The sequence below is a fragment of the Paenibacillus sp. FSL E2-0190 genome (assembly GCF_037992965.1).
Lineage (GTDB): Bacteria > Bacillota > Bacilli > Paenibacillales > Paenibacillaceae > Paenibacillus_AQ > Paenibacillus_AQ odorifer.
Window position 1 is genome coordinate 3,402,336 of record NZ_CP150306.1, and the last position, 23,965, is coordinate 3,426,300.

Consider the following 23,965-nt stretch of genomic DNA (forward strand, 5'->3'; position numbering starts at 1 on the left):
CTGCAGTACGTTTTTAATTTAAATCATAAATTCAACGATGTATTGTTGGCAAATGAGTTCATATCCCAGCGATTGATATAGAGAAATGGCTCCTACATTCTCCTCAAAAACATTCAAATATACGTTAGCTGAAATGGCATGTCCTTGGCGTGTTAGCTCTGCACAGACTTTTTTACCATAACCATTTCTTCTCCAGGCCACATCTGTTCCGATATTTCCTAGTTCAACGTAATCCTCACTATATATATGGTATCCTCCTACAGCAATCAGCTCGTCTTGTGCCATCACACCATAGAACGGATTCTGTAATTCTTCTTTTGAAAAAGCCATGGTTTGCAGCTCGTTCATCTTTGCTTCAATTCGCTGGAAATGAGCAGGTCCTAAGTGCATAACATGCTTGTCCGCTGTTGGTAGAACATCTTCATGAATATGTTTCATAAGAAGCAATTTTTTGGGAGGGCTGTAGAACTCAAGCTGAGAAGCAAAGACCTGCAGCTCTTGTTCGTTAATAATAAAGCTACCTACCGCATGGTTATGTAGATGTAATTCATCTTTCATGAACGCCAACATTGAGCTGAGACAAAAGGATTGCTGAACTGGATATACAGAAAAAGCATTAAACGGAAGGCCACTTAAAAAGGCTAATACTCCAAGCAACTCGCCCTGGTCAGAATACTGACCGTAATGCACTGTGTTTTGTCTGCGAAAAGTAAGGTATGAATAATATAAAAAATGCTGTTCCTTATTAATCGAGCTTAATATAAAATCTAACTCTGCTGCTGTTAATTTTCTATACATATACGACCTGCCTCCATTAACAATTGCTGTTGCTATTTCCTCTTGCCGAATTTGCACAACCTTTTCTAATATATCATAAATCAGAACTTTAATTGCTTTATTGCTGGGTTGAGTCAAGTATGATACTATTGTCCCCTTAGAAACATAAAATGAGATATGAAGGTTTTCTTGAAAGGATGATATATATTAAGGCAATCTTAGTTCGGTACTTCGGAAATCCGCAAGATCGAACCGCCATGTTCAACGCTGCTTCCTTAGTCATCGATGCTTTTATTGGTATAGGCAAGTTAATTCTTGGGTTATATCTATTGTCCGGATGGTTCATCACAAATGCACTTTATTATCTGATCCTTTGTATAGCCAAAGGACAGGTGCTTCATAAATATACATTAGCTAAAAAAGTCAGTTCAGCACAGCAAAGGTATTCCATGGAGCTTTATGTTTATAAGCGTGGCGGTGTTTTTCTTTGTCTTCTAGGGGTTTCATATCTGTTGGTCTGCCTGCGGATTTATCTAGTCGGAGACGCTTTGGTTTATGAAGGTTACATTGTATATCTGGTAGCACTGATCGCTTTTACAAAACTTGGTTTTGCCATTCATGGAAATATTGTTAACCGTCATCTCAAAAATCCCATTATATCAACATTAAAAATGATTAGCTTTACTGATGCCTTAGTCTCCATTGTTGTCACTCAAATGGCTGTGCTTACAATGAAAGGCTCACCTCAGGCATTAAACGCCAGCGCGTTGTTTGGCATGGGATGTAGTGTTTTATTTTGTCTGGGGGGGATCTGGATGATGCTCCGTAAGACAAAGGCTCCAATGAAGGAAGTAGAATTAATTAATAATTAGATGATATCATAACTTCCCCTTATCCCTTAGGATGAGGGGTTATTTGTATTTTTATGTCATATTATCAGCGTTGAATGCCGAAGCTTATAGAAAATTAAATTTTTATGCAACCTAAACACTTCTTTTCCTACTTTATAAGTGAATGCTTAATCAAATCGAACGGAAGTGATGGAGTGGAAGATAGTGAAATCATACAATTGTATTTTGCACGTAATGAAAGGGCAGTAGAAGAAACATCGAAAAAATATAGAAATTATTGTACTCGGATCGCTCATAACATTTTGTCTAATGCTGAAGATTCGGAAGAATGTGTTAACGATACCTTTCTTGGTGCATGGGAAGCAATACCGCCGAAGTCTCCTGCAAAGCTGTCCTCTTTTCTGGGGAGAATCACACGAAATATTGCTTTGAACAAATACGATTATTACATGGCTAAAAAACGGAATAAAAAATTCGATACGATTCTTAATGAATTAAACGATTGTTTATCCTCTTCAGACAACGTTGAAACCCAATACGAGGAAGCACAAATAGCCGAATCTATAAGCAAATTTCTACACAACATTAAGGAAGATCAGCGGAATGTTTTTTTGAGGCGTTACTGGTATTCTGATTCTTTGGCCGATATTGCCGCACGCTTCTCAATCAGTGAAAGTAAAACCAAATCAATTCTTTTCAGAACACGCAAAAAACTCCAAATATATCTTCAGAAAGAGGGTTATTTCCTTTGAATAATAAAGAGCTCTTCAAAACAATCGGTTACATAGACGAAAATCTGATAGAAAAAGCCAACTCCGCGAGACGCACTAATAAAAAAGCTTATGTAAAGTGGGGCTCACTCGCAGCTTGTGCTGCATTGGTGTTAGGTGTGGCCGTTTATAAATTTCCGCAGACTCCGTTGCCTAATTCACCACAAATATCACAGCAGACACCAGTCTCGTCTCCCACAGGGGTTCGCAAAATTCTGAATTACAATGGATACCGTTATGCATTCGTAGCAGATGGCGCTCAGTTTAAGTTCACAGGTATGGAGCCTGACAAATCGCTTGGTGCATTAGAGTTTGATCTCAACCAAGAGCCCGGAAAGAATGACGGGGATAAGAATGCGGAAAAAGATTATGCCGCTACGTTCGCTATGGGTGGAAAGCTGTATGAAATCCCAACATACCCATCCCATTTTCGTATTGCAGTTAAGGATGAGCAATATTATTATCTAGCTGAAATTGTGGCGAAGGTAGACGATTCTGCAATGAGCGCGAAGGAGTATCTAGATCTGGCTAATCTGAAGGAGCATGCAAAAGATATCTATATTCTGAATCATGTGGGGAATGACGTGCAAAAGACTATCACTGATCATCCTATTGTTGAGTCCATTATCGAAGGTTTGTACAGCGCAAAAAAAACAGAGCTAAGCATTAAGGAATATGAAGCTCTTGCAGCGGCGCAATCCCAAGGAAAATCATATCAATTACAGTTCAACCTCAAAGACGGGACTTATATCGCCATGTATATCATTCCCGAATTAAAGGTGGTGTCTATGGGTGATGCTTATTATTATTTGCCTGATACCTTTTTTGATCAAACCAGCGACCTCTTTTCAGGGCTGACACAAGAAGTGCTACCGCTTTACTGAGAAGGCGGAGATAAGAGATCCTTAAAAACTGTACATTGCAGGTTATCCAATATCTCGCATATAATGATCTAAATGATAAACGTTATCATTTAATAGAAGAGAAAAGGTGATCTGCTCATGATAAAACATAATATTGGGATTACGGAGTGCAGCTTACCTGCTGAGTGTATAACAGAATGACAAGTTCATCTATTCATAACATCTATAACGGGTATTTCGATGCTTTGTTTGAGGCTCCGTCTATGAGGGGCACTACAGAGAGGAAACATTTTGCACAATCCAGTACCCAAGGATACGTCGATAGAGTGATCACACCCTCCGGGATCGAAATTGTTGATAGTGATTACCGTTTTGCTGATGATCGCCTAGTTCGGGTTCAATCCGAAGCGGCGATGATTGAGTTAAGCTTTTGTCTGCAGGGAAGCGGGGAAGTTCATGTAACAGATACCAGCCATGAGTTAATGCCCGATAGTTGTTCATTGCAGTTCATGCAGGATTTCCAAGCGGAATTTCACTATCGCAGTGCTGAACCTATCCGTTTATTGTCCATAGGTGTACCGGTTACACTATTCGATTCATGGATGGCGGATCAAGGCTCTTCACATGCTCGCAGCTTATCCGGGCTGTTAGATTCACGTGCTTTTCGAATGTTCCGTATGCCTATTCTTCCAGAAACCACCCGATTATTGGTGCAATTGAGAGACTGTCCATATCATACTTCCATGCGCCGGTTGTACGTAGAGGGGAAGGCATTAGAACTCCTATCTGTATATTTTGACGCATTTCTTTTTGAGCAGAAACATACTAAACGGAGTTTGCATTTATCACGTAGTGACCGAGAAAACATTCGGAAAGCCAGGGATATCATCCTTGACCACATGGCAAACCCACCTTCGCTAATCGAATTGTCCAAGCTGGCAGGCATTAACGAATACAAATTAAAAGTTGGATTTAAGGAAGAGTACGGAACAACTGTATTTGCATATTTACGGAACAAACGTTTAGAAAAAGCATGGGAAATCATAAGTACCGGGGAAATTAGTGTCAGCCAAACGGCGACGATGGTAGGTTACAACAACTTTAGTCATTTTGCCGAAGCTTTTCGGAAGCAGTATGGAATTAATCCTTCAGAAGTAATTAAAAAACGATAAAAATTAAATAAATATCCGCCAAACCGTTATTCAATCCCTCTGCCGGTAGTTCTATCCTATTAGCAGAGTGTATGATCGGACTTGCTAGAAGTGAGAATGATTATCAATAGATTGGAGAGGGTTGGAAAAAATGTTCAGTTTAAAACGAATCTCTTTTGTCGGAATCGCCTTAATCATGATGGTGATGCTGTACGGGTGTGGGAATTCAGGTCAGGAGGCTAAGGTAGAAAATTCTCAACCTGCGGTAAATTCAGAACCCGTCGCTACTAATTCGACCGAAACACGTACCCTCAAGGATGCTAAAGGAGATGTTGTAATACCGGTGAATCCGGTTAGAATTGCCGATGTATCCGGCTCAACGGAAGAACTTCTGGTGCTTGGATATAAACCTGTTATTACTGGGAATACGGATATGGCTAATTCATTAGAAATCACTCCTATTCTCAAAAAAGAACTGCCTGATGTAACTCCCGCTGGATGGTTTCAGACGGAAGTCAACTTAGAAGCGATCATTGCAGCAAGCCCTGATTTGATACTGGCAGGACCTACCCAAGAAAAAATCTATGATCAACTAAATATGATTGCTCCAACAGTGAGGGTGCCTTATGGTTTTAACGCTTTTAGAGAGCGATTTGCATTTGTTGCGGAGGTGCTTGATAAGAAAGCGGAAATGGAAACGTGGCTGAAGGCCTATGATCAACGTGCTATACTACTACATGATCAAATCACTGAGATAACCAAGGAAGAGACGTTTGCGGTAATCGAAGCTACAGAGAAAGAAATACGCATCTATTCCCGCACAGGTATTGCGGATATGATTTTTAATGATCTAGGATTACCCCTCGCGCCAGGTACACCGGAGCCAGATCCATGGGGAGGGAAAGTGACAAGTCTAGAAGCACTGTCTACCTTTAATCCAGACCATATCATTTTATTATCTGATAATGACCAGAATGTTCTTGACCAAAGCAAGGTCTGGAGTAATCTGAAAGCTGCAAAATCGAATAATATATATCGCATGACAAGCAGACAAAATTATAATGAGGCTTTCTTTGCTTTAGGAAAAGAAGCATTGTTGGAGCAAATAGCCGAACAAATCAAGGAACATATCAAACAGTAAAGGATAATTTAATCTTTTCTCGAATATTCTCTGAGTTGCAATGATTATTATTTGAAGGGATGATTAAATTGAAGCAAGGGATATTAGTTTTTCTAAATGGAACTTCAAGTTCCGGAAAGACCTCCATATCGACTGAACTGATAAAACAGAAAGAGATTCCTTTTTATCATTTATCAATTGATGATTTTTTTAATAATTACAATGATTTTATTAATAATAAATTTCCAGATGAACCTCCAAGAGAAATAGATCATCAAGTCGTTTCCCAAATATTGGATGATTCCATATTCTCAGTGTACCGCTCGACAATTACATTGTTAATAAAAATGGGTTTTAATGTAATAGTAGATACCGTAATCGACAATGATAAGAGGTTTAATGTGTTTCTTGAGCAATTTTTCGATCAGCCTACGTTATTTATAGGTGTAATATGCTCGAAAGAAGAACTCATAAGAAGAGAGCAAACAAGAGGAGATAGAAAGATTGGACTAGCAGCTTCACAGTTTAGCAAAGTATATTGCTTTGATGAATATGACCTCGAAGTAAATACGGAAGAGATGAATTCGATAGAATGTGCCGAAAAGATATTAAGTTTTATTAAGTCCAATAAGGAATACTCGGTATATAAGAAATTAAGTAAAAGAAATGTTAGTGTTTCCTAGATGGCGTATCCAGATAACACCATATTCAAGCGGGTCAAAAAAGAGAGGATCCTTTATAATAATGAGAATTATTCTCAATATTATAAAACTTGATCGGAGAGCGGTAGCAATGACTGGAATAGATTATCATCACAATTTCAATCTTTTTTTCGATGGGCTTGAGCTGCCGCGGCAGAATAGAGATCGTACAGAGCACATGGCACTACATTCGCAAAGGGGAGAAGGGTTCGTTCGTCGATTCGTCCCACGCTTTGATATCAATGTGGTGGTATCCGATTTTACCTTTCGCCAGGATTACAGCATGCCTTTGGTAACCAAAACAGCAATGGTTGAACTTAATTATTGTTTACAAGGGAAAAGAGAAGTCTCTGTAGATGGTGTCCAGTATGAGTTTGTTCCGGGAAGCTGTACGCTACAACTCATGAATGAAGTTGGCTCTCAATTTGAGTTTCAGGGGAATGAATCTTATCTTATGTTAGGCATAGGTATTCCTGTTTCGACTTTTCATCACTTCATGGAAGAAGGCGGGGGTGGGAGATCCGCTGATTTTGACCGCATTCTTGGCCAAGCATCTTTTCGTGTATTCCAGGAAACGATGCAGCCGTCTACTGCTATCGTGCTTGAGCGAATGCTGGCAGCTCTTCAAAACCGCAGCACCAAAAATCTGGAGATCGAATGTAGTACATTAGAGCTTTTGTCGTTGGGCTTTCAATCGATTCTAACAGAGGGTACTTCTGGGACAACAAAGCTATCGAAAAGCGACATGACAAAAATTAGTGAAGCCCGGGACATCATGTTGCAACGGATGATAGATCCGCCAAGCCTGTTGGAGCTCTCCCGATTGATTGGAATGAATGATAACAAATTAAAATCAGGCTTTAAAGAAATGTTCGGAACAACTGTATTTGGCTATTTGCGGGATATAAGGTTGGAGAAGGCTCTACACCTATTGCAGCAAGGTAATTTGAACGTTAATGAGACATCCTGTGCTGTAGGTTATTCCAACTCAAGTCACTTCTCAGAGGTGTTTCGGGAGAAATACGGGATCAATCCCGGCAAGCTTGTGAAACAGTTTGCTTCTTCTGTACTGTTGACTTCAAAACACGAATCGAACCTTTAAAGAATACGGAGATGACAGTTGCAAATAACCCACCAGTCACGACTGGTGGGTTATTACATTTACATATGAAGAGAAACGCAAAATCCCTCAGAATTTATTCTATCTCTCGACTACTGTTTCTCCTTCAATTAACACAGGTTGATAATAAGTATTGTTGGGAAGATCCTTTTTTCCTTGTAATTTTTTAATGACCCAATCCGCTGCATCACGGCCCATAGTTTCTTGGGGATGTGTTAAAGTGGTCAGTTTGATGTTTGCATTTTGGGCAATATAGGAGTTGTCCTGGCCAATAATTGATAATTCCTCTGGTATAGAAATGCCTAGCTGTCTGCAAGCATTGACCACTTCCAGACCAACCTCGTCGTTGTAGCAGACAATCGCAGAGAGGGTATCTCTATTTTTATTTAGGAAATCCTTCAAGTTCGTAGCTAAGGTTTGTTTGGTCTCGGTGTTGAACGAAAATATTTGCTCTGGATAAAACCGCAATTTAGCTTCTTCGAGAGCTTTGATATAACCCTTCATTCGATATTTGCCTTGTAAATCATCCATTTTTGCGATAAGTCCAATTTGAGAGTGGCCTTTGGAGATCAATTCTTTCGTTGCCAGATAACTGGACTGCACATCGTCAAGACAAAGGAAGGGGAGCTCTATTTCCTCATAAAAAGCATTAATCATAATGAGTGGAATATCTTGCTCCTTAAACGACAGATAATACGCAATATTGGGATTATACAGATTACTTTTCGTAGGTTCAATAATTAAACCATCTACGCCGTAGGACAACATCATTTCGAGAGCTTTTTTTTCTTGCGCAACATCGTTATTGGTACTAGCCAATAGTAGTGAATAGTTATCCTCATTCATTCGGCTTTCAATCCCCCGGATAATAGAAGGGAAGATGTAGTCAGAGATATAGGTCGTAATTACACCGATCGTCTTCTTATGGGAACTCCCGCCGGTCTTTGTGCGATATTGGTTGCTGACATACGTGCCAGAACCTTTTTCGCTGCGGAGGAATCCTTCGTTGGATAGCTCTAAAATGGCTTTTCTAACAGTCTGTCTGCTAACCTCGTACAAGGACTGCAAGGCAGACTCCGTAGGAATTTGTTCGCCTACATTGTAATCTCCTGAAAGGATCTTGCTTTTTATATCCTCTATAATCACTTGATACTTTGGTTTCATGTAATTCCTCTTTCCATACTTGTTCGCTTTATAATTCGTAAATTTCGTTAAGTTGTATGTACAAATTATAGCATGACTACGAATTAAATATAAAGGGGCTCTTTTTTTATGAAAAAATGTAAATATTTCGTACCTTTAGATCATCATAAACAAACTAAGTCCGGAGTTAAATTATTATCTTCTCCATATTTGTATGTATATATAACTATTTTATTGACAAATGTACGTACAAAAATTTATACTAAAGCTGTCAATTAAGAAAGCGAATTCTTTTATATTAAAAAAGCGCTGTCAGAGAGGTGACCAACGTGATATCGAATCGATTAAGCATCGAAGAAGCAATCAATAAGGGAGAAACTTCGCTAGGGATTGAATTTGGATCCACGCGTATTAAAGCAGTACTTATTGATCATAGTTTTCAAACGATCGCTTCTGGAAGTTATGAATGGGAAAATCAGTTGAAAGACGGCTTTTGGACGTACAGCCTAGAAGATATTATCAAAGGTCTACAAGATGCTTATCGTGAGATGAAGCAAGAAGTTCAACAAAATTACGGAATCACCCTCCAAACCGTTGGTTCAATCGGGTTTTCTGCAATGATGCATGGATATATGGCTTTTGACGACCAGGATCAATTGCTCGTTCCGTTCCGGACTTGGCGTAATGCAACAACGGGTAAGGCAGCCAAAGAACTGACAGATGTATTTAAATTCAATATTCCTGAACGTTGGAGTATTGCTCATCTTTATCAGGCGATCTTAAACAAAGAAGAACATGTGCCGCAGATTCGGTTTGTTACAACGTTAGCAGGATACATTCATTGGTTATTGACCGGCAACAAAGCACTTGGTGTTGGAGATGCTTCAGGTATGTTCCCGATTGATGAATCCATAGGAAATTATAATGAATCTATGATACAACAGTTTGATGAGCTTATTGCTGGCAAAGGTTATTCGCTGAAGACCAGCAACCTTCTTCCTAAGGTGTGTGTTGCCGGTGAGCAAGCGGGTCTATTAACCGAAGCAGGAGCCAAAATTCTGGATCCATCATTGCAATTACAAGCTGGGATTCCGCTTAGTCCTCCAGAAGGGGATGCAGGAACCGGTATGGTTGCTACCAATAGTGTAAGAAAACGTACCGGGAATGTCTCCGTAGGAACCTCTGTTTTTGCCATGATCGTATTGGAAAAAGAGCTTTCCAAGGTTTATCCGGAAATCGATATGGTGACTACGCCAGACGGAAGTCCAGTAGGTATGGTTCATGCTAATAACTGTTCAAGTGACCTTAATGCCTGGCTCGGATTATTCCGTGAATTCTATGAAGCGATGGGGCAAAAAGCCGAAGCTGACAAATTGTACAGCGTACTGCTGAATAAAGCTTTGGAAGCAGACCCAGATGCCGGTGGATTGCTCAGTTACGGTTATTTCTCGGGTGAGAACATTACGGGGTTAGAAGAAGGTCGTCCGTTATTTGTACGTTCGCCTGAGAGCAAATTTAATCTGGCTAACTTTATGCGTACACATTTGTTCAGCGCCTTTGGTGCTTTGAAAATTGGAATGGACATTTTGACGAAAGAAGAGAATGTAGCCATAGATAGTATTTTAGGACACGGCGGTATATTTAAGACTCCGGTTGTTGGCCAAAGAATGATGGCAGCTTCACTGAATGTTCCTGTTTCCGTAATGTCGACAGCTGGAGAAGGCGGCGCATGGGGAATGGCTATTCTTGCCTCCTACATGATGAACAAAAATCAGGAAGAAAGCTTGGAAGACTTCCTCGATCAAAAAGTGTTCAAAGATGTAAAGGGAGAAGAAATTCATCCCGATGCAACCGACATTAAAGGCTTTGAAACCTTTATCGAACGTTATAAAAAAGGTCTGGCAATTGAGCAATCCGCTGTTGATAATTTAGTCTGAAAATGGAGGGACCAAGATGTTAGAACAACTTAAAGAAGAGGTTTTTCAAGCCAATCTGGAATTGCCGAAACATGGACTAATCAAGTATACATGGGGAAATGTGAGTGCAATTGATCGCGAAAGTGGATTATTCGTAATCAAACCTAGTGGTGTAGATTATGAAACAATGAAAGCCAGCGATATGGTAGTTGTTGATCTGGATGGCAATGTGGTTGAAGGGGAGATGAGACCTTCCTCCGATACCCCTACTCACGCAGTACTTTATAAACATTACTCCGAAATTGGCGGAATCGTGCATACACATTCCACTTGGGCGACTATCTGGGCACAAGCAGGACTTGACGTTCCTGTAATGGGAACTACGCACGCTGATACATTCTATGGCTCCATTCCTTGTGCGCGTTTCTTGACGCAAGAGGAAATCGATCGGGGTTACGAAGCGGAAACAGGTAATGTAATCATCGAAACCTTTGAACAACGCGGGATAGATATTATGGCGGTTCCCGGTGTTTTGCTTAAAGGCCACGGACCCTTTACTTGGGGGAAAAATGCAAAATCCGCTGTAATGAACAGCGTAGTGTTGGATGAAGTATCGAAAATGAATTTATTTGCTAGAGAGTTGAACCATTTTGCGGAAGAATTGCCACAACGTATTCTAGATAAACATTACTTGCGCAAACATGGGAAAGACGCTTATTACGGTCAAAAATAATCAAACTACAAAATGATGAAAAGAGGATGAATATGTCAACAGCAGTAGCAAAAGAATTTTGGTTTGTCGTAGGTTCGCAACATCTTTATGGGGAAGAAGCATTGGCTGAAGTTAAAGCGCACGCACAAACGATGACAGATGCTTTGAATAAAAGCGGAGTTTTGCCTTACCCACTAGTATTGCAGGATTTGGCTGTCAGCGCAGATAAAATCACCAACATTATGAAAGAAGTTAACTACCGTGACGAAGTTGCCGGTGTCATCACTTGGATGCATACTTTCTCACCTGCAAAAATGTGGATCCGCGGAACAAAAATGCTGCAAAAACCTTTGCTTCATCTAGCTACGCAATATAATGAAAGTATTCCATGGGCAACAATTGATATGGACTTCATGAACTTGAACCAAGCAGCTCATGGTGACCGTGAATATGGTTTTATTAACGCCCGTTTGAACAAACAAAACAAAGTGGTTGTAGGCTATTGGGAACGCCCTGAAGTTCAAAAGCAAATTGCAGAATGGATGGACGTAGCCGTTGCTTATAACGAAAGCTTCAATATCAAAGTTGCTCGTTTTGGTGACAACATGCGTAACGTTGGTGTAACTGAAGGAGATAAAGTTGAAGCCCAAATTCAATTTGGCTGGACGGTTGACTACTTTGGTATTGGTGACCTGGTTCAAGTCATTAATGAAGTTAAAGAAGAGGAAATCGATGGTTTGTTTGCTGAATATGCAGAGCTGTATGAATTCGACTATGGCACTAACAGCAAAGAAGCTTGGGAAGCTAGCGTAAGAGTTCAAGCAAGCTATGAAATTGCTATCAAACGTTTCCTTGATCAAGGTGGCTACAATGCCTTCACCTCAAACTTCGAAGATTTACATGGAATGAAACAACTTCCAGGACTTGCTGTTCAACGTTTGATGGCACAAGGATATGGTTTTGCTGGAGAAGGAGACTGGAAGACTGCAGCTCTAGACCGCTTGCTTAAAGTGATGAGCCATAACCAATCGACTGGCTTTATGGAAGATTACACTTATGAATTGACAGTTGGACAAGAATCTATTCTTCAATCCCATATGCTTGAAGTAGATCCAACTTTGGCAAGCAACAAACCAAAAATCATCGTGTCTCCACTAGGTATTGGTGGTAAAGACGATCCAGCCCGTTTAGTATTTGACGGCAAAGCAGGAGACGGTGTAGTGGTTTCCATGGCTGACTTCGGTACGCATTACAAACTTTTGATCAATGAAGTGACTGCTTTTGAACCAACTGTTCCAGCTCCAAACCTTCCAGTAGCTCGTGTGCTTTGGAATGTTAAACCAAACTTCCAAGACGGAGTTAAAGCTTGGATCGAAAATGGTGGCGGTCACCACACCGTTGTTTCATTAACTCTTACAACAGACCAAATTATTGCTTACGCAAAACTTGTGAACTTGGAATATGTAGTTATTAAATAATAGCAAAGCTTTATTACGATTAATAGGACTCCATTCCTCGGCTTTTTGAGGAAAGGAGTCCTATTGTTTTGTTCGATTTACTTCAATAAATGCGATAGTTTCCACTTAGGGCCAGTAAACTAAAGAAGTACAGACAGTTATCATAATAACGACGTTGTCCAGTTCGCAAAGGTGTATCCCAAAACAAACGGACAAAATGCTCTGCCTCCGGGCCATCAGAAGCAAGCGAAGCCATAGCGTTGGTCGCCAAAAGGCCTACCGGATGCAGCGCCGGTTCGTCGAATGCCTGTCCCTCAATGGTATACCTCCGGTAATTGGAAACTTCGATATTCCTAAAAAAAGCTTGAATCCGGTTACATTGATCGACCTGCCAGCTGTCCTTTTGGAACCATGCCCAGTCCAGACCGATATTAGCCGCAACCCGGTAAGCATCACTGAAAAAATGACTGAAATCACCATGAGGCTGGGGTTCTGCCGGGGTGCCGTTAAAATTAGCATATTCGGGAGCGAGACCAGTTATAGGATTACATGTAGTGTGTAGATATGAGCGGCTGGCTTCCGCCGCTTCTCTCCAAAACATGTGGTCACCTGCATCAGCCCACAAAGCGAACAAATCATAGAAATGGGGGAGATGGTAAGATGGATCACTGAAGGTGGATTCCGGTACGAATTTAATCAGTTTCGTTTCCGCGTCCCACATTGAGTCACCAGCGCCTGTTTCAGTTTTATGTACACAAGCACGCAATATTATTCGAGCCTGCTCGGAATAATTATAAGGTGCCGGACCGTTCCCCCAACGTTTTGAGGCAAAAAACAAAGCCATGGCGAAAAACTCTTCCCCGTCCGGTGCGGGTCCTTGAGAAATTCTTGTACCGTCAGGCTTGCAGTGCCAAGCAAAGTAATCGGCATAACGGCCTTCTTTGTGCTGCATAAACGTCTTAGAGAAGTTCCATAAACGATCAAACTCATCTTTTTTATTCATTTGAACAGCCATCATCATCCCGTAGGACATTCCTTCAGACCTAACATCCAGATTACCTGTATCCAGAATATAGCTTTTATCCTCGTCCAGCGGATAGTAGATTCGTACGTTCGGATCTCCGTAAAACAAATCACTCCAAGTTTCTTCGAGTTTAGCGTTGATTTCATCTTCAGAAAAGCCGAGCTCTTTAAATAAATTGCGATATTTCCCCGTATAAAAAGCACCTTGTTGTGTTATTGGCATGATATTTCCCCTCCTGTGCACTACGCATGCACTCCATTTCAATAAAAACTAAGGATGGATGGTTTGAATGGTGCCATCATCGTTGTATTTCAGCTCCGTATATTTTACAGAACGCTTGTTGTCAGCACCACCAGATAAAGAACTATCATGATAAAATAAATACCATTTCTCTTTAAACTGAACAATAGAATGGTGTGTTGTCCAGCCCAGGACGGGTGTAAGTATTTTTCCTTGATATACAAAAGGCCCAAGCGGATCTTTACTGATAGCGTATACAATATTATGGGTAGTACCCGTGGAATAAGAAAGATAATAATAACCGTTATATTTATGAACCCATGGACCTTCAAAATATCTTCTCTCTTCATCTCCAGCAAGAATCGGATTTCCGTTCGTATCGACGATGGATATTTCTCTAGGCGCACCTTCAAAGCTCAGCATGTCCTCGCTCAGCTCCGCTACGATAGGTCCTAGAGCAGGTGCCGTTTTAGCCGGTCCCTCTGCATCCGCAACAAATGAGCCGGTTTGCCATTTTTCAAGTTGACCGCCCCAAAGACCCCCAAAGTATATATATGATTTGCCATCATCATCAACGAAAACAGCGGGATCAATGCTATAACTGCCGGGAATGTAGTTCGGTTCAGGTGTAAAGGGTCCGGAAGGTGACGCTGAGGTTGCAACCCCAATTCGGAAAATATCGTCATGGTCTCGGGCTGGGAAAAACAAATAGTAGGTATTGTTTTTGTATGCTGCATCCGGAGCCCACATTTGCTGTTTAGCCCATGGGACATCCTTCACATGAAGCACTTCACCGTGGTCGATACAAGGGGAGCCATCTCCATCAATAGACAGAACATGGTAATCCTCCATATTATATTGGTCACCGTTGTCATTAGAGATCATATCGTGATCCAGGTCATGAGAGGGATAAATATAAATCTTGCCTTCAAATACATGAGCAGAAGGGTCCGCAGTATAAATATGAGTTACGAGAGGTTCATTGGGTTGCACTGGCTTTGTCAAGTCATTTCCTCCTATAAAGTTAATCGCTTACAAAGTTAATGGTATAAGAACTTTAGGACTCTGTATATATAGCAACTATAGTTTATACCCCACAAAGTTTAGATGTTGCTTTCTTGACCTTGCAGACCCTTTCCCATTTATGCTGCCTCACAATATTTTCTCTAGATAATCTGGTACAATAGAAATCTCCAAACTTTGACCTTACAAATACGATGAGGTGAGATTAACATAAGGGAATATAAATCATAATTTTACACAAGAATGAATGTTAGAGCGAAAGACACCAAGTATTCTACATTATATTTTTAAAAAGATGAGGTCAGCTTAATGCAAAAAATTCAAAATTCCAGAATCTACTTTATAGGTATACATGTCCTTTTATTAATCTTATTGTTCACCTCTTTGTATGCTTATTCCCCCTGGATTCGCATTAAAGTAAAGGAAATTATCATGCCTGCGGATAAAGTATATACCATCGCTCACCGTGGTGCTTCAGGATATGCTCCTGAGAATACAATACCTGCATTCGAGCTAGCCATTGATATGAAGACCGATTATATCGAGTTAGACATTCAGTTAACAAAAGATCATGTTCCTGTTGTTATTCACGATGGGACCGTAAATCGTACCACGAATGCTAAAGGGTATGTAAAGGATTTTACTTTAGAGCAGATCTCAAAATTAGACGCGGGTTCATGGTTTAATGAACAATATCCCATGTTCGCTAGAGATAAATATGTAGATTTACGTATTCCGACACTAAAAGAGGTATTTGAAAGGTTCGGAAAAGAAGTGGACTATATGATTGAGATTAAAGATCCCACGTCGAATTCGAACATCGAGGCATTGTTAAACGAAGAAATTTTAAATTATGATCTGTCGGCTCATGTTGCTATTCATTCATTTAGTGAAGCGAGTTTACGTAGATTCCATTCCATAAATCCAGCAGTCCCTCTTTATCAAATTGTATGGTATGATTTCCCTGTTTATAAAATATCAGAATCCTATGTGAATAGATTAAAAACTTATGCGGTAGGCATAAGTCCTAACTTTCAAAAAATAAATGCGGCATATGTCGCGCAGGCAAAAAATTCAGGGCTAAAGGTGTTTCCATATACTGTGAATTATCAAGTGAATATGGATAAAGCCGTAATTTGGGGTGTAGATGGTGTACATACAAATTTCCCTGACCGCTTTAGCGAAGTAATTAAGAATAATAAAAGGTAAAGGGATGTGAAATCACCCTTTTCTGGACATAAATAAAGCTGTCGAGACTTTCTCGACAGCCTAAGAACCTTTATCCAAAGGTTCTTTTTTTACGGAAAAATCATTTATTTTTGTTTCGTCATACTAATGAAGTCTTTTCTCGTGAAATTGTAGATGAAGCTCCCGTACTTGTTCTGCAAGATCGGGTACAGGGCCATCTACGAACGTTTCGTAAATAACCTCCTGAATACTTAAATTACGGACGGGTGATGCTGCAATTCCCATATCATTTAACCACGCCGATAATTGCTTCGAGGAACTGGCATATACAATTCGTCCTAAATGAACCCACCCGTGTGCCGCTGCACACATAGGGCAATGTTCTCCGGAGGTATACACTGTTGCCTGCTTACGTTCTTCCAGTGTCATATTCTGAGCTGCCCAGCGGGCTAAAGCGAATTCGGGATGCTGAGTATGGTCACCGCTACCTACATGGTTGCGGTCTTCCGCCAGCACTTCGCCACTTGCTGATACAAGGACGGAACCAAAGGGTTCGTCCCCAGCTTCTAGTGCAATTTGGGCAAGTTCAATACAACGCTTAAGATGTTTGATATCCGTGTCGTTTATCATGATGGTAGAACCTCCTGAATTTTAATTTATAGATAAGTTTCATGAATAGTAGGCCTGAGCCTGTTTGTTCACCACATTCTTCTATGTTAGCATGTAAAGTATTCGATGAAAAATATAGCATGCAATATCAAGCTAGGGAGGATATATAAAAATGAAGCACCCATTTATATTGAACGCCGTATGGAACGGTGGCCGTAACAGTGACGGAACTATTGAAGCTGGACAGCTTAAGACTCAAATTTCCATTCCGAAGGAAATGGGAGGACCCGGAGTAGGAACGAATCCGGATGAGATGCTTTTGGGAGCAGCAGCAACCTGTTATCTCATTACACTTGCAGCAATGCTGGAGCGGGCAGGGCTTACGACTTTAGAGCTGACGTTAACCTCAGAGGCGACGGTCGATGTAACGAATAACATTTTTACATATGAAGCCATCAAACATTCACCCCTAATCACCCTTACCAAAGTTGCGTCACAGGACGATATCGATAAAACCATCCGAATTGCCCATAAAGCAGAAGGCTCCTGCATGATCTCCAGAGCCGTTGCAGGAAATGTAGAAATCACGACAGAGCCAACGGTGCTGACTGCAAGCCTATAAAATTGAGTCCTAGGTAATCAGAGAGGAGATGTTAACTTTGAACGTTGAGTTATATAAGGATTTGATCAAGGATGAGCGCGGAAATTATTACGTGGCTGTACAAAAAGAGGGCAACGAGCTGACTTTGGTAAACGCAATGCTAGAGCGGTCTTACCAAGAGGTGTGGGAATTTAATGAAGCTTTCAAAAAGAAGTACGCGGAATACGAGCATCAGTTCATCGGCAAAATGATTATGGACAAGCTGCGGCACGATGTTGTTTTTGCCTCCAAAGAAGACGGCCATGGCCGAATGTATGATCTGGCTGCGGTGACAGTTGATTACAAGCTTATTTTTATCGATATGATCGAATTTTACCGAAACCCTCGAGTAGGACTTAATCATGACAAGAACATCCATTAAGCTTAGTGTATTAGATCTTGTACCTGTTTTTAATACGGTGGATGCTAGTATCGCATTGGGACAAGCAGTGAAGCTGGCTCAGACAGCAGAAAGACTGGGATATACTCGTTATTGGGTTGCTGAACATCATGATATGCCAGGATTAGCATGTACCTCTACGGAGGTGCTTTTATCGCATATTGGAGCGAAAACAGCACACATTCGCCTTGGCTCAGGCGCTTTATTGCTGCCACATTATAAGCCGCTAAAGGTGGTGGAAGCATTTCATTTGTTGGCCAGTTTGTACCCGGGACGCATCGACCTTGGATTAGGCAGAGCTCCCGGCGGTACTGCTGAAGTAAGTTTAGCACTAAGTGGCAATTTTCTCGAAAATGTTTGGAAAATGCCAGAACTCCTTAAAGGCGTCACTGAATTATTGCAGGGTAACTATTCCTATGAAGGACGTTCAATAACCGCCCGTCCGGTCCCTCCCGTATCTCCAGAGCTATGGCTGCTGGGTACAAACAAGAAAAGCGCGGCATATGCTGCCGAGTTTGGAGCAGGTTATGTGTTTGGCCAGTTCATGAGCGATGTAGCAGGGGAGGAGGTTTTGCAGGCTTACCGTGAAACCTTTACTCCTTCTTCACTTTCTCCTGAACCGCAGGCCATGGTTGCTGTTGGCGTCATTTGCGCCGAGACTGAGGAAGAGGCAGAGCGATTGGCCTCATCTGGTACGACATTATTCCAACAAGAAGGTTCTGCCGAAGCGAAGTCTGAGCCCTTGGAACGTAAGCTGCTGGTAGGTACTCCGGAAAGTGTTAAAGGTAAGTTGGAACGGTTATCTCTTTTGTATGGAGTTAATGAATTCATTATCGTTACCATGATTCCAGATTATGAGAAACGATTGCATTCGTTCGAACTGCTTGCCCAAGTGTGCTGGAGTTCTTAATAAAGGAGGTCCATATGTATGAAGTTTCATACCTCTGATCAAATTAAAATCCCACCAGGATTTTGGGCTGGATTAAGTCAATTAGGAATAACTGCACAAGATGTAGCCAGCAAAGCAAATCTTCCACTTAGCCAGATCACAGAGTCAGAAGTCACCACCGCCCAATATTTCGCAGTCTGGCAGGCATATTCCGATCTCATTGGGGATACAGCCGAAGGAATCATTAAGCTTGCAACCGTCTTTGAAACTACACAATATCCGCCTACGGTCTTAGCAACATACCATGCTAAGGACTATCGCGATGCTCTTAACCGAATGGTACGATACAAACAAATGTGCCCTCCTGAAAGCTTGCGTTTTACCGAAGAAGGCGAGCTATGTACAATCGAATTGGAATGGCAGCATCCCGGGCATTTTGGTCCACCGCTGCTACTAGGCCTCACTTTGGCATTTCTTCTAGAGCTTGGGCGGCGAGGCACAGGTCTACCTTTGACAGCACAGCTTGTCGAGTTTTCACAGCCTATAGGAAATGTAAAGATTCTTGAAGATTATTTCGGCTGCCGAATTCAGATAGGTGCTCAATATAATCGTTTGACGTTGCTTCGAAATGATTTGGATCGGCCTTTTATCTCGTACAACGAAGAGCTGCTGGAGATTCTGACTCCCGTTTTGGACCGGACGCTTGCTGAACAGAAGGGCACTCGCTCTATAACCGAGAGGGTCAAATGGATCATGAAACGCAGCTTCAGCGGAGGACGCCCTGACATTCATGCTGTTGCGAAGGCATTAAGTATGAGTGACCGTACGTTGCAACGCAGGCTTACTGAAGAAAACACAAGCTTCAAGCAATTGCTGACACAAGCTAGACATGAGCAAGCACGAGAGTATCTGGCAGATCCATCGTTTGATATTAAAGAAGTGGCTTTCTTGATTGGATATGAAGACCAGAACTCGTTCTACCGTGCCTTCCGTCTTTGGGAAGGTGATACTCCTTCAAATTGGCGTACTGAACATTTAGGTTTAAACTCGGTACCCTCTTCATAAAGACAGTATTTTCAGAGATTTATCATTGGCGTGTTAAACAAGAACTTTGGCGCAATCCGCTAGTTACTGAACAACCCCGGTACGATAATATAATCCTAGCCGGCACACAGGACTGTTCTTAAAATGACAACTACTCAGCACGCCGTGATAAAAGGAGAAATGTAATATGGATATGGGATTAAATAATAAAACAGCTTTAATTACAGGATCAACAAAAGGTATTGGCAAAGCAATCGCCTTTGAACTTGCTAAAGAAGGAGTTAATGTACTAATTAATGGACGGAATTATGATCAGGTAGAACAAACTGTAAATGAAATAAAGTCAAATTTCCCGGCTACCTCTCCACAAAATGCTACAGCGGATATTGTGAATATTGAACAAAGAGAAGCCTTATTCGAAAAATACCCTAATATAGATATTTTAGTTAATAATATGGGTATCTATGAAATTATGAAATATGAGGACGTTGACGACGAAATATTCGAAAAATACTTCCGTACTAATGTCCTTGCTGCGAATGGATTAACAAAATTCTATTTACCTAAAATGTTACAAAAAGATTATGGCCGCATTCTCTTTATTGCTAGTGAAGAAGCCATTATGCCTTCAGGCCAAATGCCTCAATATGCAATGACCAAATCAATGTTATTATCATTGTCAAAAAGCTTATCTAAGTTAACGATAGGAACTGAAGTTACAGTCAATACAATCATGCCAGGACCAACACTTTCTGAAAATGTGCATCAAATTATTGATGGGATATACTCCAATGAAGATATGACTTTTTCAGAAAAAGAAAGAAAATTCATGACTACAAATCTTCCTCAATCTGAAATACAACGATTTATTAAACCTTTTGAAATAGGCAGACTAGCAGCATTTGTATGCAGTCCTTATGCCTCTGCATTTAAAGGTTCTCCAATTCGCATGGATGGGGGAATGGTGCCGACTATTTTTTAAGCTTACTCTAAAAGGATATAGATAACGATACAAAAAAGCCACTCCTTATGGAGCGGCTTTTTTGCTTGAAAAGTTATCACTGTCCTCTGGTACAACAAAGGATACCAAGGTGCCTTCTCCAGGCTTACTCTGGATCGAGAGACCTTGACCATATAATTGACTTAACCTCCTATGGGTGTTGGCCAGCCCGATGCCACCTTTGCCTTCCATCAATGGCTTCAGCAGTAAAGAGAGGGTCCCGGAATCCATGCCTTGCCCATCATCCTCCACTTCAATCTTTACAGCCTTGTGCAGACGGATAATACGTATTTGAACAGTTCCACCCTGTTGGCGCTTAAGTATACCGTGCTTAACAGCATTTTCTACCAACGGTTGGATGGATAGAGGAGGAATTAGGATGTCAATATTCGGATCTACCTTCCAGACAACAGATATCCTTTCTGCAAATCGAGTCTGTTCAATATACAGATAAGATTCTACCAATTCCAGTTCATGGGAGAGGTTCACGAGCTCTCCGATATTTAAAAAGTCAAAACTGATTCTTAAGAAAGAAGTAAACGCGCCAATGAGCTCCTGCATTTTTTTAGTATCCAAATCACTGAGTGCGGCAATAGAGTTCAACGTATTGAATAAAAAATGCGGTTGTATCTGTGCTTGTAGATAGGCTGCTTCTATCCGCACCCGTTCATTGAAGGATAGCTTCATCGCAGTTAAAGCCCGAATACGGTATTTAAGCTCCACTGCATCTACAGGTTTTGTGACATAATCATTGGCACCGGACAAAAATCCAGTATAAATATCCTCAGGCTGACTACGGGCAGTAAGCAGTAGAATCGGAAGCTCATATAAGGAGTAACGAGTACGAACCTTCTGTGTTAATTCGTATCCCGACATCTGTGGCATCATAACATCGCCAATAAGTAAGTCCCAGTTCCTTTTATCCAACAATTCCAATGCTTCATGGGCTGAGTTCACGGTAGTTATGATATAAGGTTCGGTTTCAAGAATACCCTTTAGTACATTCAGATTGACAGGATCATCATCTACCACCAGAATATTTACCTTAAACTCTGTAAAAAGCGGCGGAATCCTTTCAGAGTGATTACTTGGCTGATGTTCGGAAATTCCCCACTCAGTCATCTGTCTATGAATCTCATCTGCCATATACGAAACTGTAGGTTCCGTCTGTTTTATTATCTGTTCGCTGTAAGAATCGGCAAGAGAGAGTGTGAAACTAAAAGTTGAACCTTTACCAAGCTCTGATTGAATGCTTAGGCTGCTTCCGTGCAGTTCTACCAGCTGCCGGCATATGCTTAATCCCAGCCCAATTCCACGCCCGTCATTTATTCCGTGAGGGCCTTGCTCATAGGGTAGAAATATCCGTGCCATAGTCTCTTCAGTCATGCCTACTCCGGTATCTGTCACATAGATAAGAACCTGTCCGTTCTGTTCCTCAGCCTTAACAGTTACAAGTCCTGCTTCGGTGTATTTGAGCGCGTTGTGCACCAGATTTAATAAAACCTGCACCAGTCTTTTCTCGTCCGCACGAACTGGCGGCATAGCTTCCGGGATATCCATAGATAGCTGTACTGGCTTACCTTCAATCATATATTGAAGCATACTAATCACACCGGGAACTACCGATTGAACCGAAATAGGTTCCTGTTGTAAAATAACACGATGCTCCTGAAGACGGACCACATCCAGTAGATCACCAAGCATATGAGACATACGGCGGCTGATTGTAATCAGCAGTTCCATATCTTGACGGCTACTTTCGTAAAGTCTGTCCTTTTCTTTTGTGACAATATTTTGCGCGATATTCATGATTCCGTGAAGTGGTGTACGCAGCTCATGTGAGGTATTAGCGAGAAACTGGTCCTTAAGTTTGTCTGCTTTTTTCAGCTGCTCATTTAGTTCCATGTTCTCTTTAGCATTTTGAAAATACTTTTTAAACCAATAAGCTGAGAAGCCCACGATGGCTGCGATAATATCCAAAGGATAATAGACAATTGAATAGTGTCCGTTACTATCCCACAAATTCCATAACAAATTAGAAACGATCGCCGCACCTGATAACAGCAGAAAAACAACATCTTTATCATCTTGCTTTTTGAACAATAAGCGCCCTAAGCTATAGAGCAACCAAATGAAGGGAATATACTGGAACACTTGAATGATTCCCAAATGAATGGATGTGCTGACTAAATAAGCAGGGACAATAAATATAAACAAGGTATAAAGGAAAAGACACCATGTGTAAGCACGTAACCACTTGTTGACTTTGGTACCTGAGGTGAATTTCCTGAAAACAAGCAGAATAAAAAGGTTTTGCCATAAGAAGGCGATCAAACGGATTTTTAAGGACCAAGTATAATTAATCGGCAGTAATGAAAGCACTAAGTTGTCATTTCGAGCTAAAAGGATTACAGCTACAGATAAGGTCATTAATCCTACTAGAAACAGAGCACGTTCTTTAGGATTAAATAAGTACAGAATACAGGCATAAAGCCCATGCAGTAGTAAGATAATTGCTGTAAGCATTTGAAATCCGACAGTGTAAAAGTATGTCCGGTCAATGAGTTCCTGAGAGCCAAAGAAAATAGGGCCTTTTATACCGCCCTTATAGGGGTGATCAAAGTTAGCTACGTGAATAAATACATCTATCACTGTGGTGTTTTTTGAAAAATAAGCTGCTGTATATGAGGTGGTTTTGGGTACATATGTATCGGCATCAAGAGCTATTACCCCATTATTGAGAATAGGAGTGCCGTTAATCTCCACACTGGAAGCGGAATAAATTTGTTTGATCCAGAAAGAGACAGGTTGCTGAAGCAGGTCTACCAAAATTCGCAGACGATACGTACCATAACCATAAGAAGAATTCTGATCGCTTCCCATAACATGGCTCCAATTTCCAGGAACTTGAAGCGAGTGGGATAGCTTTGGTAGAGTAGAAGTCTTCGATGAAACGAATTGCGAAGGATAGAAGCTCCATTCACCATCCAGCCTGAATAAGTTAGCCTGCTCCAGATCCTGGCCGCGTAAATCCAGTACCCCATTGTTAATCACAGGTACAGTGTCGGAAACCTTAAATAGACTCAACCAAATGCAGCGTAGGCCAAAGAGAATGCTTATAAAAAGTAGAATGATAGCTAATTTGTTTAGGATAGTTTTATTTTTCATGAGAACATTATAGCAAATAATTCTAATCTAGAATCTAAAATGAAGATTATTTACATAAGAAGGAGAAGTAATGAGCAACGGACACTGCTTGGGGCTAAGAGGAATGTTCTCCACATGGAAGAAGCATGATGTATCTCCTTGAACATTTGCGTACTCGAA

At 41.0% G+C, this 23,965-nt stretch carries 22 protein-coding genes; 16 read left to right on the plus strand and 6 right to left on the minus strand.

Annotation, left to right across the window (positions count from 1 at the left end; genetic code table 11):
• Positions 1–18 precede the first annotated feature (18 nt).
• The gene (locus NST25_RS14865) at positions 19–798 is read right to left on the minus strand and encodes a GNAT family N-acetyltransferase (protein WP_076303799.1); all 780 of its coding nucleotides are present in this window, start codon (positions 796–798) and stop codon (positions 19–21) included.
• A 176-nt stretch (positions 799–974) separates the two neighbouring features.
• Between NST25_RS14865 and NST25_RS14870 the strand changes: the two genes are divergently transcribed.
• The 7 genes from NST25_RS14870 to NST25_RS14900 all read left to right on the plus strand — a co-directional run bounded on the left by NST25_RS14870 (position 975) and on the right by NST25_RS14900 (position 7,335).
• Entirely contained in the window at positions 975–1,649 is a 675-nt protein-coding gene (locus NST25_RS14870; protein ID WP_254847600.1) for a hypothetical protein, read from the plus strand.
• 173 nt (positions 1,650–1,822) lie between these two features.
• On the plus strand, positions 1,823–2,380 hold the full coding sequence (locus NST25_RS14875) for a sigma-70 family RNA polymerase sigma factor (protein WP_076125863.1): 558 nt from the start codon (positions 1,823–1,825) through the stop codon (positions 2,378–2,380).
• A complete protein-coding gene (locus tag NST25_RS14880; RefSeq protein WP_248548270.1) occupies positions 2,377–3,282 on the plus strand; it encodes a hypothetical protein in 906 nt (301 codons plus the stop codon). The genes NST25_RS14875 and NST25_RS14880 overlap by 4 nt, the downstream gene beginning before the upstream one ends.
• Before the next feature lie 176 nt (positions 3,283–3,458).
• A complete protein-coding gene (locus tag NST25_RS14885; protein WP_076125617.1) occupies positions 3,459–4,433 on the plus strand; it encodes an AraC family transcriptional regulator in 975 nt (324 codons plus the stop codon).
• Positions 4,434–4,563: 130 nt separating this feature from the next.
• Positions 4,564–5,553, plus strand: a complete 990-nt coding sequence (locus tag NST25_RS14890; protein ID WP_076218121.1) for an ABC transporter substrate-binding protein — start codon at positions 4,564–4,566, stop codon at positions 5,551–5,553.
• A gap of 68 nt (positions 5,554–5,621) precedes the next feature.
• Complete coding sequence (locus NST25_RS14895) at positions 5,622–6,215, plus strand: AAA family ATPase (RefSeq protein ID WP_340394316.1); 594 nt, start codon at positions 5,622–5,624, stop codon at positions 6,213–6,215.
• Positions 6,216–6,324: 109 nt separating this feature from the next.
• Entirely contained in the window at positions 6,325–7,335 is a 1,011-nt protein-coding gene (locus NST25_RS14900; RefSeq protein WP_076280633.1) for an AraC family transcriptional regulator, read from the plus strand.
• A 99-nt stretch (positions 7,336–7,434) separates the two neighbouring features.
• Here the strand turns inward: NST25_RS14900 and NST25_RS14905 are convergent, their stop codons facing one another.
• Positions 7,435–8,517 carry a GntR family transcriptional regulator gene (locus tag NST25_RS14905; protein ID WP_312148512.1) on the minus strand — a complete coding sequence of 361 codons (1,083 nt, stop codon included), beginning with the start codon at positions 8,515–8,517 and terminating at the stop codon, positions 7,435–7,437.
• A gap of 308 nt (positions 8,518–8,825) precedes the next feature.
• Between NST25_RS14905 and NST25_RS14910 the strand changes: the two genes are divergently transcribed.
• The 3 genes from NST25_RS14910 to araA are packed head-to-tail and all read left to right on the plus strand — an operon-like array spanning position 8,826 to position 12,602.
• Positions 8,826–10,433 carry an FGGY-family carbohydrate kinase gene (locus NST25_RS14910; RefSeq protein ID WP_340394317.1) on the plus strand — a complete coding sequence of 536 codons (1,608 nt, stop codon included), beginning with the start codon at positions 8,826–8,828 and terminating at the stop codon, positions 10,431–10,433.
• Between the two features lie 16 nt (positions 10,434–10,449).
• Positions 10,450–11,145, plus strand: coding sequence for an L-ribulose-5-phosphate 4-epimerase (locus tag NST25_RS14915; protein ID WP_036677359.1), 696 nt, complete (start codon positions 10,450–10,452; stop codon positions 11,143–11,145).
• 32 nt (positions 11,146–11,177) lie between these two features.
• A complete protein-coding gene (araA, locus tag NST25_RS14920; protein WP_038571054.1) occupies positions 11,178–12,602 on the plus strand; it encodes an L-arabinose isomerase in 1,425 nt (474 codons plus the stop codon).
• 82 nt (positions 12,603–12,684) lie between these two features.
• Here the strand turns inward: araA and NST25_RS14925 are convergent, their stop codons facing one another.
• Together NST25_RS14925 and NST25_RS14930 are read right to left on the minus strand one after the other, a co-directional pair.
• Positions 12,685–13,827: a glycosyl hydrolase family 8 gene (locus NST25_RS14925; protein WP_076190363.1), complete on the minus strand. Its 1,143-nt coding sequence runs from the start codon at positions 13,825–13,827 to the stop codon at positions 12,685–12,687.
• A 48-nt stretch (positions 13,828–13,875) separates the two neighbouring features.
• Positions 13,876–14,850, minus strand: coding sequence for a glycoside hydrolase family 43 protein (locus NST25_RS14930; protein WP_076306458.1), 975 nt, complete (start codon positions 14,848–14,850; stop codon positions 13,876–13,878).
• Between the two features lie 327 nt (positions 14,851–15,177).
• Between NST25_RS14930 and NST25_RS14935 the strand changes: the two genes are divergently transcribed.
• Positions 15,178–16,077 (plus strand): glycerophosphodiester phosphodiesterase, encoded by a 900-nt coding sequence (locus tag NST25_RS14935; protein ID WP_052097044.1) that lies wholly within the window; start codon positions 15,178–15,180, stop codon positions 16,075–16,077.
• A gap of 123 nt (positions 16,078–16,200) precedes the next feature.
• Here the strand turns inward: NST25_RS14935 and NST25_RS14940 are convergent, their stop codons facing one another.
• Positions 16,201–16,686: a nucleoside deaminase gene (locus NST25_RS14940; RefSeq protein WP_076125601.1), complete on the minus strand. Its 486-nt coding sequence runs from the start codon at positions 16,684–16,686 to the stop codon at positions 16,201–16,203.
• Positions 16,687–16,837: 151 nt separating this feature from the next.
• Here NST25_RS14940 and NST25_RS14945 point away from each other — a divergent pair, with 151 nt between their 5' ends.
• From NST25_RS14945 to NST25_RS14965, 5 genes are all read left to right on the plus strand, one after another.
• On the plus strand, positions 16,838–17,287 hold the full coding sequence (locus NST25_RS14945) for an OsmC family protein (protein WP_339186983.1): 450 nt from the start codon (positions 16,838–16,840) through the stop codon (positions 17,285–17,287).
• Between the two features lie 37 nt (positions 17,288–17,324).
• A complete protein-coding gene (locus NST25_RS14950; protein WP_076303749.1) occupies positions 17,325–17,687 on the plus strand; it encodes a hypothetical protein in 363 nt (120 codons plus the stop codon).
• A complete protein-coding gene (locus NST25_RS14955; RefSeq protein ID WP_076303748.1) occupies positions 17,668–18,615 on the plus strand; it encodes an LLM class flavin-dependent oxidoreductase in 948 nt (315 codons plus the stop codon). The genes NST25_RS14950 and NST25_RS14955 overlap by 20 nt, the downstream gene beginning before the upstream one ends.
• Positions 18,616–18,633: 18 nt before the next feature.
• Complete coding sequence (locus NST25_RS14960) at positions 18,634–19,659, plus strand: helix-turn-helix domain-containing protein (protein WP_339186985.1); 1,026 nt, start codon at positions 18,634–18,636, stop codon at positions 19,657–19,659.
• 166 nt (positions 19,660–19,825) lie between these two features.
• The gene (locus tag NST25_RS14965; protein ID WP_076125594.1) at positions 19,826–20,620 is read left to right on the plus strand and encodes an SDR family NAD(P)-dependent oxidoreductase; all 795 of its coding nucleotides are present in this window, start codon (positions 19,826–19,828) and stop codon (positions 20,618–20,620) included.
• A gap of 45 nt (positions 20,621–20,665) precedes the next feature.
• Here the strand turns inward: NST25_RS14965 and NST25_RS14970 are convergent, their stop codons facing one another.
• Positions 20,666–23,725 carry an ATP-binding protein gene (locus tag NST25_RS14970; RefSeq protein WP_340394318.1) on the minus strand — a complete coding sequence of 1,020 codons (3,060 nt, stop codon included), beginning with the start codon at positions 23,723–23,725 and terminating at the stop codon, positions 20,666–20,668.
• Between the last annotated feature and the right edge of the window lie 240 nt (positions 23,726–23,965).

Bases quoted from the DNA above. Each gene is read 5' to 3' on its own strand.
- NST25_RS14865 (WP_076303799.1), bottom strand. From the start codon at position 798: ATGTATAGAAAATTAACAGCAGCAGAGTTAGATTTTATATTAAGCTCG.
- NST25_RS14870 (WP_254847600.1), top strand. From the start codon at position 975: ATGATATATATTAAGGCAATCTTAGTTCGGTACTTCGGAAATCCGCAA.
- NST25_RS14885 (WP_076125617.1), top strand. From the start codon at position 3,459: ATGACAAGTTCATCTATTCATAACATCTATAACGGGTATTTCGATGCT.
- NST25_RS14890 (WP_076218121.1), top strand. From the start codon at position 4,564: ATGTTCAGTTTAAAACGAATCTCTTTTGTCGGAATCGCCTTAATCATG.
- NST25_RS14900 (WP_076280633.1), top strand. From the start codon at position 6,325: ATGACTGGAATAGATTATCATCACAATTTCAATCTTTTTTTCGATGGG.
- NST25_RS14905 (WP_312148512.1), bottom strand. From the start codon at position 8,517: ATGAAACCAAAGTATCAAGTGATTATAGAGGATATAAAAAGCAAGATC.
- NST25_RS14915 (WP_036677359.1), top strand. From the start codon at position 10,450: ATGTTAGAACAACTTAAAGAAGAGGTTTTTCAAGCCAATCTGGAATTG.
- araA (WP_038571054.1), top strand. From the start codon at position 11,178: ATGTCAACAGCAGTAGCAAAAGAATTTTGGTTTGTCGTAGGTTCGCAA.
- NST25_RS14925 (WP_076190363.1), bottom strand. From the start codon at position 13,827: ATGCCAATAACACAACAAGGTGCTTTTTATACGGGGAAATATCGCAAT.
- NST25_RS14935 (WP_052097044.1), top strand. From the start codon at position 15,178: ATGCAAAAAATTCAAAATTCCAGAATCTACTTTATAGGTATACATGTC.
- NST25_RS14940 (WP_076125601.1), bottom strand. From the start codon at position 16,686: ATGATAAACGACACGGATATCAAACATCTTAAGCGTTGTATTGAACTT.
- NST25_RS14945 (WP_339186983.1), top strand. From the start codon at position 16,838: ATGAAGCACCCATTTATATTGAACGCCGTATGGAACGGTGGCCGTAAC.
- NST25_RS14955 (WP_076303748.1), top strand. From the start codon at position 17,668: ATGACAAGAACATCCATTAAGCTTAGTGTATTAGATCTTGTACCTGTT.
- NST25_RS14960 (WP_339186985.1), top strand. From the start codon at position 18,634: ATGAAGTTTCATACCTCTGATCAAATTAAAATCCCACCAGGATTTTGG.
- NST25_RS14965 (WP_076125594.1), top strand. From the start codon at position 19,826: ATGGATATGGGATTAAATAATAAAACAGCTTTAATTACAGGATCAACA.